General features: G+C 55.6%; 11 protein-coding genes. 2 read left to right on the top strand and 9 right to left on the bottom strand.

Features of this window, described 5'->3' with window-relative positions:
* Positions 1-227: 227 nt before the first annotated feature.
* From C1N53_RS21130 to C1N53_RS21110, 5 genes are all read right to left on the bottom strand, one after another.
* Positions 228-587: a hypothetical protein gene (locus C1N53_RS21130; protein WP_137761190.1), complete on the bottom strand. Its 360-nt coding sequence runs from the start codon at positions 585-587 to the stop codon at positions 228-230.
* A 182-nt stretch (positions 588-769) separates the two neighbouring features.
* Positions 770-1,030 carry a hypothetical protein gene (locus C1N53_RS23030; protein ID WP_371415942.1) on the bottom strand — a complete coding sequence of 87 codons (261 nt, stop codon included), beginning with the start codon at positions 1,028-1,030 and terminating at the stop codon, positions 770-772.
* Positions 994-1,521: a DUF4184 family protein gene (locus C1N53_RS21120; protein WP_137761188.1), complete on the bottom strand. Its 528-nt coding sequence runs from the start codon at positions 1,519-1,521 to the stop codon at positions 994-996. Before C1N53_RS21120 ends, C1N53_RS23030 begins: the two co-directional genes overlap by 37 nt.
* Before the next feature lie 461 nt (positions 1,522-1,982).
* Positions 1,983-3,026 carry an AI-2E family transporter gene (locus tag C1N53_RS21115; protein WP_137761187.1) on the bottom strand — a complete coding sequence of 348 codons (1,044 nt, stop codon included), beginning with the start codon at positions 3,024-3,026 and terminating at the stop codon, positions 1,983-1,985.
* A 45-nt stretch (positions 3,027-3,071) separates the two neighbouring features.
* Positions 3,072-5,267 (bottom strand): PAS domain S-box protein, encoded by a 2,196-nt coding sequence (locus C1N53_RS21110; RefSeq protein ID WP_137761186.1) that lies wholly within the window; start codon positions 5,265-5,267, stop codon positions 3,072-3,074.
* 259 nt (positions 5,268-5,526) lie between these two features.
* Between C1N53_RS21110 and C1N53_RS21105 the strand changes: the two genes are divergently transcribed.
* Together C1N53_RS21105 and C1N53_RS21100 are read left to right on the top strand one after the other, a co-directional pair.
* The gene (locus C1N53_RS21105) at positions 5,527-5,832 is read left to right on the top strand and encodes a hypothetical protein (RefSeq protein WP_137761185.1); all 306 of its coding nucleotides are present in this window, start codon (positions 5,527-5,529) and stop codon (positions 5,830-5,832) included.
* Positions 5,833-6,063: 231 nt separating this feature from the next.
* Positions 6,064-7,359 (top strand): hemolysin family protein, encoded by a 1,296-nt coding sequence (locus tag C1N53_RS21100; RefSeq protein ID WP_137761184.1) that lies wholly within the window; start codon positions 6,064-6,066, stop codon positions 7,357-7,359.
* 113 nt (positions 7,360-7,472) lie between these two features.
* On the opposite strand, the gene C1N53_RS21095 is transcribed toward C1N53_RS21100, so the two are convergent.
* The 4 genes from C1N53_RS21095 to C1N53_RS21080 all read right to left on the bottom strand — a co-directional run bounded on the left by C1N53_RS21095 (position 7,473) and on the right by C1N53_RS21080 (position 11,846).
* Complete coding sequence (locus C1N53_RS21095; RefSeq protein WP_137761183.1) at positions 7,473-8,429, bottom strand: calcium/sodium antiporter; 957 nt, start codon at positions 8,427-8,429, stop codon at positions 7,473-7,475.
* Between the two features lie 773 nt (positions 8,430-9,202).
* Positions 9,203-9,472, bottom strand: coding sequence for a hypothetical protein (locus tag C1N53_RS21090; RefSeq protein WP_137761182.1), 270 nt, complete (start codon positions 9,470-9,472; stop codon positions 9,203-9,205).
* A 698-nt stretch (positions 9,473-10,170) separates the two neighbouring features.
* Positions 10,171-10,548 carry a CZB domain-containing protein gene (locus C1N53_RS21085; protein ID WP_137761181.1) on the bottom strand — a complete coding sequence of 126 codons (378 nt, stop codon included), beginning with the start codon at positions 10,546-10,548 and terminating at the stop codon, positions 10,171-10,173.
* A 44-nt stretch (positions 10,549-10,592) separates the two neighbouring features.
* Positions 10,593-11,846, bottom strand: a complete 1,254-nt coding sequence (locus C1N53_RS21080) for a PAS domain-containing protein (RefSeq protein ID WP_137761180.1) — start codon at positions 11,844-11,846, stop codon at positions 10,593-10,595.
* Positions 11,847-11,927 lie beyond the last annotated feature (81 nt).

Raw genomic sequence — 11,927 nt, 5'->3', positions numbered from 1 at the left:
GGCATGGAAACATGCTAGCGCCTACCCTGCATGCAACGGCAGCAAGGCAGCATCGAAAGAAATATCAGACGGGGCTTCTTCCAACCAAAAGGCTTGGGATCGTTAACTCCTTCAGAAAAAAGATTTGCACGGGTGGCATCAGCTGACAGCTTCACGCCCTCAGAAACGCTTCATTACTTCGATGAAGCTTATTATGGAGAAAAGTGGAAATGCCCGGCCAGAGCTGCCTATGGGGCGTTGGGCTGGATGATGACCGGAAACAGGCGGGCTGACAACCTGACCGCCTCCAATAGAGCCCCGCAAGCAGGAACATCCTGATCGGTTGGAAACGCAAAGGAAAGCAGTAATTGCTCAACCACTGCCTGTGGCAGGTTGACCGATACCTTATCGGCCAGGGCCTTGTCAAAATGCTTGTACTCGTCCTGGCGGAAGGTTGCCTCTTTGTGGGACTTGGCAATCCCCTGCAGGAGCGGTACCGGTTCATTGCCAAATGCCAATGCCTGCTGCCCGTAGAGTAACAGTATCCAAACAAAAGATACTGAAAGGAGCAGAAATCTGCAGCAGGATATGGTTTTTGCTCTTGACATAGCTTGGAATTGCCAAATGTACGTCATTTTGCCTTAAAAAAAAAATTATTCCGGCCACAGGGCAAATTACCAGCGGCCCTCCCATTCCAGTATTCCACTGATACAGTGTGCTACAAGCAGGTTCGGGAGCACAGGAAGGTGGACGATAGCACCTTATTACCTGTCGGCAGATGTTCTGTCGGCTATACCACGGGTGTCGTTTTTCTCCTCGTGAACAGGAAGGAAGTTACGAGGAGGCTGAAAAGCCCTGCAGCTATAAGCAAAATAGCCAGGTTCGACAGGGTGTGCAGCGGGTATCCGCTGCACACCCTGAGGGACGCAGCGAGCGCTGCGACGAACGTGAACATGCTCCAGTACAGGATGCTGCCATTCTTTACCCCCTTCCTCCCCTCCGCTTTGGGAAGCCTCACCAAGGCCAGGAACACAAGCAGCAAGCCCGCCACAGAAGAGCCGAGCTGCAATAGGTTAAACAACTCCCAGCCGTGCCCCCGATCGTAACTTTTCTTAAGAGGACAGGAAAAAGCTTCGTCCCTCTTCCGTCCAGGTGTGTAAAAGCGTCCCAGGCGATATGGGTGGCGCTACCTACGAGTACTGATCCCATTACAATAGCATAGCGTTGCCGAAAGTAGGTATGCCAGCTTCCTGGTCCAAGCCCTCTCAGCCTGACCCGCAGGAAAGCAGGCAGGTTTTCGACCAGCACATCCCGCACCACCCCGTGAAACAAAAAGGCAAGCAACAGCCCCAGTGGCAGGTTAAAGTAAAAGATGCTCTGCCAGGTATGGCTATAGGCGTCAAAGGGGAAAGCCCGCAGCCAAAGGAACTTTTCAAAGTCGGGAGCTATGCTTCCCATAACCAGTCCAGTCATAGACCGCCACCTTGCCGGGAAGACCTTCAAAGGCAAGATGGCGGCGGGGTGGGCGAAGGTGAACGGCATTTCGTTTAGTTTGAGGTTGATATTTGCCCTGCTGGGCGACTAGTCGGGCCCCACAGGATCAAAACAGCGAAAAACGCGTTGTGACCGGATACAGACCTACAGGAAGATCCTCCGAATAGCCACCAGAATACGGCAGGAGCAAATATAAGCTCCCCAGCATGGGCTCCAGGACAGATCTTAGGGCTTGGGCAGAGCGCTTGTCATTAGTCCAATCCTCCAAATATACTGCAGGAATGGTATAAAGCAATAGCTGTCTCAGCTTTAGTCCTGTAGCGCCGACGCTCCCTTTCGCACATAACACTACATTCCCCATACATGGTGCCAAACGATGTGCCGACCTGCAGAAAACGCGGCGACATTTATTTGTTCTTTCAGAGCCTTGCTGCTAGGTACAACCGTTTGTCTATTCCTCTGCTGGTAACCGGAAGCCGACAACGCTTTTGCAGCATTTGAGAACTTGCCTACACCTCCCCCGGCGCTTCCTCCAGCACATCCTTCACGTACAGCTCCTGCACGAGCACCATGGCAACGGCCAAGATCGGGGCTGCCAATAGCAGGCCCAACCCGCCCTGCAGGATGCCGAGCAACACCTGGAAAAAGAGCAGGAGCGCGGGCGGCAGGTCCACGGTCCGTTTGAAGATGATGGGGGTAATAAGGTAGCTCTCGATCATCTGGATCCCCCCGTAGATCAAGAGCACGTAGAGCGCCATTTGCCCGCCCGCCGTCAGCCCGATCAGCACTGCCGGAACACCAGCCACCCAGGGGCCGATGTTCGGCACGAAAGCGAACAGGAAGGCGATGAGCGCAAGGGCAAAGGCCATGGGCAGCCCGATCAAGCTATAGCCGATGGCTGAGCTGACGCCGATGATGGCCATGGAGAGGAACATGCCGACCAACCATTTGCGCAGCGTGCTGTAGCATTTGGCAAGCACCTCCAGCAGGCGCTGCCGCTTTCTGACAGGGAAAAGCCTCACCAGGCCTTGGGTGTAGAGGGTGGGACTGGAGGCCAGGAAAAGGGAGGTGATAACGACGATCAGCAGGTCGGCCAGAAAACCCAGCGTAGAGGAGAAGGCCCCTGTCAGCCCTGTCACCAGCTTCTCCTGCTCCGGCAGCGCTTTCTCCATGTCCTGCGGGAGCTGGTCGACCAGCCGTTCTCCCCAGCTGCGCCCTTTCAGCCACTCCTGCACCTGCGAGAGGGACGCAGGAATCGTCTCCCGAAGCTCCTGCACCTGCTCTCCCACGGTGGGAGCCACCAGCCAGAACGCGCCCGCCAGCGTCCCGAAGAAGAAGACCACCGAAAGCAGCAGCGCCAGCCACCGCCTCAGCTTTGCCTTCGCGGCCAGCCAGTCGGCCATGCCGCTGAACATCACGGCCGCCAGAATGCCCGCCATCACCAGCAGGAAGAAGTAGGCGTGGTGCAGCAACAGGTAGAAAAGGGAAGCGAAAAGCAGCAGAATCAGTCCGGCGACGGCGAGGCGGCGGGCGAAGGTGTAAGTGTCTTTCATGAGTGTGTCGGTATCGTCCTCTACCTATGGCTTACTCCTGTCGCGTCAATCTTGTTTCGGCGCCTGCTGCCTCGCCGTCGCCGGCGGTATCAGGAGCTGGAAAGTCGTTCCCTTGCCTACCCTGCTGCTCACACTAACCTGCCACCCCATTGCCTCTGCATGAGCTTTGACCAGAAACAGCCCGACCCCCCTGCCTTTGGTGCCCCGGTGAAAACGCTTGTAAAGCTTGAATACCTCCTCACCCGCCCTCTCAGCGTCGAAACCGGTCCCGTTGTCGGACAGGCTTAGAGCCAGGCTTCCATCCTCCCCGGCCTCGCTGGCAAGCCTGATCCGGAGCTGACGCTCCCCGGACCGGAACCTGATGGCGTTGGAAAGCAGGTTATAGAAGATGCTGAACAGGTAGGGTTTGCTGGCCTCCAGGCGCAGCCCCTCCTCCACCGCTACGGTAATTTCGCCCCCGCATTGGTGTAGCGGTTCCTGCAGCAATGCCCATGCCTGCCGGAAAACCTCCACCGCCCTTACCCGCTCCAGTTCCAGGACCCCCTGCTTCTCCCGGACAGTGAGCACCGCTGTCACATCCTTTAGCACGGTGTCCATCTGCAGCACGGATGTTTTAAGGTTTGCCAGGGAAAGCACAAACATGGGGGAGCTTTGGTCCATTTTAGCCATCAGGTTGGCCAGGCCCAGGGCGTTGGCTACGGGAGCCCGCAGGTTATGGGACACGATGTAGGTAAACTCCTGCAGAAGTTTGTTCTGCGTATAAAGGTCCCGGGAGAGGCTAAGCAGGTTCTCCTCGCTCTCCTTTCGGTAGGTGATGTCCCGGAGGATGGCGATGAACTGCCGGCCAGTACCGGTTCCGCTGTGGACCGGAGTGATGTCCATCGACACCCAGCACCTCTCCCCGCTCTTCCGGTAATTCAGCAGAACGGCGTTAAAGGGTACGTCTCCCCGAAGTTTCTTCCTGATCCTAACCAACGCGTCTTTGTCTATCTCGGGCCCCCGCAGGAGCAGCCCGGGCTTTTTCCCCTTTACCTCCTCCAGGCGATAGCCTGTTATGCGGGAAAAGCCCTCGTTCACCCACTCGGTTCGCCCCGTTGCGTCCGTGATGATAACACCGTTGTCCGTGCTCCTGGCCACCAGCGACAGCTTCTCCACCTCCTGGCGGGACCGCTTCACCTCCGTGATGTCCCCGAAGTAAATGCCCAGCCCCTCCTCAGAGGGGTACACCTTCACCTGCAGCCATATCCCCATGCTTCCGTAATAACTCTCAAACTGCACCGTTTCCCCGGAGGCCATTGCCTGTCGGTAGCCGTTGTGGAAAGCCCCGTCCTCCCCCTCGGGAAAGACGTCCCATACCTTTCTGCCCAGCAGTTCTCCGCGGCTTAGGTGGAAGAGTCTTTCAGCCTCGCTGTTGATGTAGGTCAGCTTCCAGTCTCTGTCGACGGCGGCAAAGGCATCGGTAATGCTCTCCAGGATGGCGTGCAGCTTTTTGGTCTGGTTTGCCAGGGTTTCGAAGGAACGGACGATGGGGGTAATGTCCTTTGCGATGGTATGCGCTCCGATCGCCTCACCGGCCACCATCACCGGAAACTTCACGGCATCGTATACGCTTCCCCTGTTGCCGACAGCAGGCAGGTGCAGGTCAAACCGCATGGTACTGCCCAGCAGCGCCTCCTGTAGAGACCGCGCATTGACGGCGGCCATTCCAGGGGGAAGAAAAGAGGTGGCTGCCTGGCCGGCTGCCGTGAGCGCGCCTTCCCCAAAAGCCGCTCTGAAGGCTTTGTTACCTTCAGTCACCTTCCCCTCCCTGCTTTCAAAGAAGACGATGTCCGGGTTATGCTCAAAAAGGGACCTGTACTTTTGTGCGCCCTCCTCCAGTTCCAAACGGCCTCTTCTCGGTTCGGAGGCATCCCGTCCGGTGCAGAAAAAAAGCGCGTCTGCCTCCGACCAGGCAACGAGCCAGCACAAGGGCACCTGCCTGCCGTCACGATGCAGGTACCGGTTTTCCACTATAATCCTTGCGTCACCGGAAACAATTCTCTCCACTGCCCGCGCCGTCTGGTCTCTGTCCAAGGGAACAAGAAACTCTTGGTAATGCCTGCCCTCCATTTCCTCGCCACAGTAGCCAAGCAGGTGCTGGCAAGCGCCGCTGACCTTCTGGAAATAGCCGTCTTTGCCGACGACGCAGAGTATATCGGGCGAGTGTTGGAGCATCTGCTCACTAAGGTAGCTGTTTTTCATAGCGGTTTGGTGTTGGGGTATCCTCCTCGCCTCAGCCTGCCCATGTCTCCTGAAAGCAGCTAACGGATAGCCTAGGGTTTAGTACCTGAAACTCCACCGACGAGAATGGTCCCCTAAAATACAAATCCGAATGCCATTTCCAAAGCAGCAGGCTGTTTAAGCTGTTTCCCGCTCTGGCATTCCCCGCCACAGTAGTTGGCCGTGATGTCACCAAAGCAGGAAGGCGCGGACCGGTAACCTTGAAAAGGCTATCCTCAAGATGGGGTGGCACAACGACACTGGCCACTTTCACACCCAGTTGGCTGGAGGGTTACAGGCCCTGGCAAAAACCCGCGAAAGACGTATGGCTCCGTCGTTCTCCCGCATGTTAGCCCAGGCTGACTACCCTTGGGATGAGCCATGTACCCGGTTCTCTGATCCCGAGAAGGAAATTGGCCGAACGCTTCTTTCCCACGGTCGCCCAGGCAGCGGATCTGGACTAGAGGCACCGGCAAGTTACAAATTAATGGGCGATGCAACAGGCAGTCAGGGCACCGTAGCGGGACTACAGCTGCTGGTATTGTGAGGGGCAGAGCGCAGTAGCGGCTTCCCCGCTCCAGGGTATGAAATCAACTGCAGTATGCATCTCGGCCATTCTTGTTTGCCACCGCTTTTCAGCGGGACCCTGCCAGCGGTAGCTCTTCTCCCCGACTGACGCCTTTACCAAATTTTTTAGTTATATTGGCAGCTTTGGCTATACCAGCTGCTTTGAAAAAGTAAAGATGAATAAATTCATTTTCACCTACGTCGAATTTAAATGGAAATAATCATTTTGATTCTCCTGACCCTACTCAACGGCTTCTTCGCCCTGTCAGAGTTATCTATCATCTCGGTCAACAAAAACAGGATGGCTCAGAAGGCAAAACTGGGAAGCAAAAGCGCCAGCGCTATCCTGAAGCTGCTGGAGTCGCCCGAGAACTTCCTGTCTGCAATTCAAGTAGGGATTACCCTCATCGGCATTGTGTCCGGCGCCTACGGGGGCGCGGCCCTTTCCGACGATATGAGAGAGTGGCTTTCCGGTTTTGGCTTCTTAGCCCCCTATGCCGATACCCTCTCCATCGTGTTAGTGGTTGGCCTGATCACCTATTTCTCCATTGTGATCGGGGAACTGATACCCAAAACGATTGCACTTGGAAATGCGGACCGCATCGCACTCGTGGTTGCCCCTGTCATCCAAGTATTCACCATTGCCACCATGCCCCTGGTGAAGCTGCTCTCCGGCTCCACCAACCTCGTGATCAAAGTAACGGGAATAAAAGAGCCCACAGAGGAGAAGATGTCGGAGGAGGAACTCAGGCAGATCATCAAGACCGCTGGCAGGCAAGGGATACTGGCAAAAGAGGACATTCAACTGCACCAGAACATCTTCACCTATGCAGGGCAACGGGCAAGGAACCTTAAGACACACCGCATGGATGTAGAGTACCTCGACATCAACCAACCTGTCGAGGAAATAAGCGACATCGTGCAGCGTAGCGCGCACTCCAAGTTTCCCGTGGCAGACGGTACCTTCGACAGCATCATCGGGGTGCTGACAGCAAAGCGGTTCTACGAGTACCTGGCGGGGAGCAGAGCGGAGCCGCTCAAGCACTTCCTGGAGCAGCCGATTTACATCCCCGAGACAATGATGGCGAGCGCCGTGCTGAACATCTTCAAGAAACAAAAGCAGTACCTGGGGATCGTCATAGACGAGTACGGCTCCATAGAAGGCATCATCACGCTGCACGACCTGCTCGAGGCCATTGTCGGTGACCTGCCGGATGTGGACGAGCATGATGAACCGGGCTTTGTCGTACGAGAGGATGGCAGCCTCCTGGTGGACGGCCCCATGGAGATTTACGATCTTAATTGGGAGCTCAAGCGGGAAGTACTCCCCCAGGATACCGACAACTATGTGACAGTCGCGGGCTTCATTTCCTACACGTTGGGTAAATTCCCGGTTGCCGGGGATAGGCTTCGGGTTGGCGACTGGGAATTGGAGGTAGTCGGCTTGAACGGTTTCAGGATTGACAAGGTCATCATGAGGCAAATAGCCGGCCCTCCTTCAGCATAGGCCAGGCTGCTGGCAGCTAAACCGCAGGCTTACAGGTGCAGCGATTGCAGTGCCGCGAATGGATTGGTACAGCCTGCAGCCAGCATACAACCTGTCCCGCACAATGCGCTGCCCTAGCCTTGGGTGATCAGCAGCGCCAGGTAAGTGAGATAGAGCGCCAGCAGCACCGCACCTTCCCACCTGGCCAGCTGCCTTCCCTTGCCTGTGAAGACAAAGGCAAACAGCAACAGACTGGCGGCGATGTTCACGACGATGTCCACGAATGAGCCGGAGTTGACCTGCAAGGGGGTAACCACGGTCGAGACACCCAGAATCAGGAAAATATTGAAGATGTTGGAGCCCACCACATTGCCGATGGCGATGTCCACTTTCCTTTTCCTAACCGCAACCACGGAGGTAGCCAGCTCGGGCAAAGAGGTTCCGATGGATACCACGGTCAGCCCGATGACCCTCTCCGAGAGTCCGAAAGCCTGGGCAATGCCTACGGCGCTTGTCACGATCAGCCTGCCGCCCAGTACCAGTCCCGCCAGCCCGAGCCCAATGTACAACGCGGCCTGCAGGTAGGGATAGTCCTTTGTCTCCGTCCCCTCGTCGGTTGGGTTGCCCCGGGCTATCTTCAGGTTGTACACGAGGAAAATGGCGAAGAACAGCAGCAACAGCAGTCCCTCTGCCCTGGAGATGTAGCCTGCCTCCGAACTGTCCAAATACACATCACCTGCTGTAACCAGCACGGCGACAGCAGCAAGCAGGCTCAGCGGGATCTCCAGCCAGGTTGTATTGGTTTTCACCGTTAGCGGGTATATGAGGGAAGATATTCCCAGGATGGCCAGCACATTGAAGATATTGCTCCCCAAAACATTGCCCAGCACCATCTCGGTATTGTTCTCAACGGCTGCGAAGAGGTTTACCACCAGCTCGGGGGCCGATGTGCCGAAGGCAACGATCGTTAGCCCTATAACAATGTTGGGAATGCCCAGCCTGGCGGCCAGGCTGGAGGAGGCATCGACAAGCTTGTCTGCACCAAGTATAAGGCAGATAAACCCTGCCGCAAGGATTGCTATGTCTAACATTTCTTCTGTTGTCTTGTCCGGTTATAAAACCAGTGGTGAATGATCATGGAGCAGTATCAGGCATGAATTTGCAAATATACTTCTTTCGCGGATAATCGGAAGAAAGAGGCACTACCGGTGAATTACCAGGCTGACGCCGCAACCGCTTGTAGCTCCTTTGGCTGCAAAAGCTTGCTGTAGAGTACGTGAAAGGTGAAACCTGCACGAGGGAAAACGGCCCCCGGAGCTTTCCAACCTAATCCAGCTCTAACCGTTTCAGGAAGTTACTGCCGGAAATTGTTAGAGGCGCCATCTTTCAAAGGCGCCAAGAGGCTTGAGAGCTGCTACAGGGAAAATGGTAGTAGGGGTGCGTGCAAAGGAATAGAAGTTGCCCGGTACGGAAAGCCAGGGCAACTTCCGGGTGAGAAGCAATGGGCCTATTACGCCCGGCAACAGGCAGCCAACCTAAATGCCACAGAGTGGATATCCCCGCTCCATGCGAAGGTAAAAAAGCCTGCCGCTTCCACAGGTTCAAACCCTTTCTGGCTCTTCTACTCCTGCCTATGCTCCGCCTCCAGGTAATTGTTTAAACCTTATCCTTGCTCTCCAGACTTTGATCCCTTACCTTCGCTCACCTTTATTAAGGTGAGTAATTTCCCCATTAAGGGCCGGTTCCTGGACCGGCCCTTTCTTACCTTTGCCTTTTGACTGAAAACCACACCTTTTTTAGCGACAGGGAAATGAAACGGGTTTCCCTTCGTTAGAAGTCGTACCCCACAACCTAACTTATGCGATCAAAGCTCCTCCTCCACCTCGGCATCGGGGTCCTTTGCTTCTGGCTTACGATCCTCCTGACCTGGCACAGGCCCGGTGGGGACATCGCGGCCATGCTGCTTGCCGCTTTCCTGTTCCTGCTCCACCTCCTGGTGGTGCTCCTGCTGCTGTCCATACACGGGAACCGGGAAGAGCAGGTCATCCCCCTTTGCGGGCTGGCGGCTGCGCTCCTCCTCAACCTGATCGCCTTCCATCTGCTGGCAACAGGCAGGGAACGCGCTCCTGCCCAAGCTGTCTGTATCTCCCTTGGTCTCTATGGAGCGGCAAGGGTTGACGAATTAAAATGTTAAGACCTTCGGTGACATGCCCGGTCCGTTATGCCAGGACTGTCCCCTCCCTTTCGTTGTTCGTCAAGACGATGGAATCCAACCTCCCTTGCCGCTCGGCGGCAAGGGAGGTTGCAGCACATGCGTACAGACGCTGCCGACGCCATAGCAACTGGCAAGCAGTACGTGAGGCTCCAGCATCGCAAAAGTTTCTCCAGGATTTGGGTAGCCCTCCAGGCGGAAAGCAGAAGGGGCCCTTTGTGGGAACAGAGAACAGAGTCCTGACGCTTTTTCATACCTGCGGCTGCGCTAGCGCAGCGGGGGTACGTTAAATTATCCAGCAGAACTAAATAAAAGCAATCTCAAAAGGGCTCCCGCTGTTTTCCTTGTATTGAAGAACGCATAGGGTGTCTAAATCATTCTAAAGGAAGCGGTGACACATTGGGGCAAACAGGGCAAAGAGACAGCCGGGGATGAGAAGGAACTGCACCTCACACCTTCCCGAAGCCTTATCTCCAGTCCCAAGAGTGTCTCCACAAGGTAATTAATATCCTCCAGGTCTGCCGTGACCATGTACTGGATCACCAACAGGGCAATGGTCATGAGCAGGATGTCAACCACTACGGCGCAACAGGATACTCCAAGGCTTATGCGCTGCTCGTCTACCTCGCATCCGCGCCGGCGATAGTATTACCCAAGACTTCCTGCTCTACCTTGGAAAGAAGCACCAGAAACCGCTCAGACTGCTGGTCCATGTCTTTCAGCATCTCGTGCGCCTGCTCGATATTCCCGCTGCAGTACTGGCGATAGAGTGACTGTGCCAATATGATCAGGCCCTGATGCAGGCTTGCCAGTTCACTTGTTTCAGGGTAATGCGCGTACCGTTGCTTGCCTGTTGTGTTGAGCCAGGCAGTGACGGGGCTTTTGTCTGAGAACAGAGCCTCGTCATAAGTGCCTCCGTACAGCAGTGCACGCACCTTGGTCTTGAAGAAAATATGCTTCACCCGAAGCTGCTGCAAATCAATCTGGCTTACGTCCATCCTTCAGAACCTTCTCCTCTGTTAAATTTATGTACAATAACAGCTTAAGCCAAGCTGATCCCTAAATTTCCAGCTTTCTGCACGAGCTTCGCCTGCTCGGTCACGTCTTGCCCGAAGACCAGGATGCCTGCTGGCTTCCCGTGTTCATCCCGCACCGCCTGGTAGATGAAGGTAAGGTAAACGTCTTCCATCTCCCCTGTGGCGTAGCGGTCAAGCTTCACAGGGATGCCTTCGGCTATAAACTCCTTTCCTGTGCTGTAAACACTGTCCAGGATCGCGGTGAAGCCCTGCTCCACTACCTCTGGCAGCGCCTCTGCCACTGTTCTGCCGAGCAGTTGCTTGCCGGGGACCAGCTTCTGGTAATTGTCGTTGACCAGCTCATACCGATGCTCCGCACCTTTTAGAATACAGCAGAAGAAGGGAGCCTTCTGGATCAGCTGCTCCAGCACCTTGCGCTCTGCCTCGGCTTTCCGGTAGGCGTGTTGCACCTGGTCAGCCATCTCCACCATCTGCTCGTTGGCCGCCAACAGCTCCTGCACCAACAGGCGCGTCTCGTGGACGTCCGTGGAACTGCCGACCCACATCAGGACCCGGCCCAACTCGTCCAGCATGGGAGTCATGCGTGTCAGGTGCCAGCGGTAGCTGCCTTTTGCATCTCTGAAGCGTGCCTCCACCTGCAACTGAGCCAAGTCCCTTAAAGCCTGCTCCCACTTGACTTTCACGTTTGGTAAGTCGTCAGGGTGAACAGACTTCTCCCAAGCCATATCCCCCGTCTCGTTCCCGGTATAGTCGTACCACCGCCTGCTGTAGTAGGTGATGGTGCCGCGCTGGTCAGCCATGTAGACCAGTTGCGGCAGGGTGTCGGCCATGAACCTGAACTTGCTCTCCTGCACGGCAAGGGCCTGCTTTTGCTGCTCCCGCTCGGTGACATCCGAGGTTTTCTGAATGATGAAGCTGACGTTGCCGCCTCCGTCCAGCACAGGGGTATGGACAGCCTCCCAATACCGCACATCGAAGCCGCCACCCGGCCTGGGGATATCGTAGCGCAGCACGTCCAGGTAGTCCGTTTGCTTTGTCCGCAGCACGGTCTCCAGCGAGTTGCGCAGCAGTTTCTCGTTTTTAGACGCAGGTACGTCCGGATTGTCCGGGAACTCCTTCAGAAAGTCCTTGCCAATCAGGTGTTCCCGTGTCCTCATGGTCACCCGGAGGTACTCATCCGTAGCTTCCAAGACCTTCAGTTCAGGCGATAACAGCACGACCGTGTCTGGCAGGTGCACTAAAAATTTATATAAGTCCATGTAATACGAAGCGAATCACTATGCATAGAAAGGTCGCAAGTTAGCCGATTTTTAGTGATCTGTGGCAATAAACTTGAGTGA

This window comes from Pontibacter sp. SGAir0037 (assembly GCF_005491705.1).
Lineage (GTDB): Bacteria > Bacteroidota > Bacteroidia > Cytophagales > Hymenobacteraceae > Pontibacter.
The sequence above is the reverse complement of the archived record's forward strand: the minus strand, read 5'-3'. Positions and strand labels throughout refer to the sequence as shown.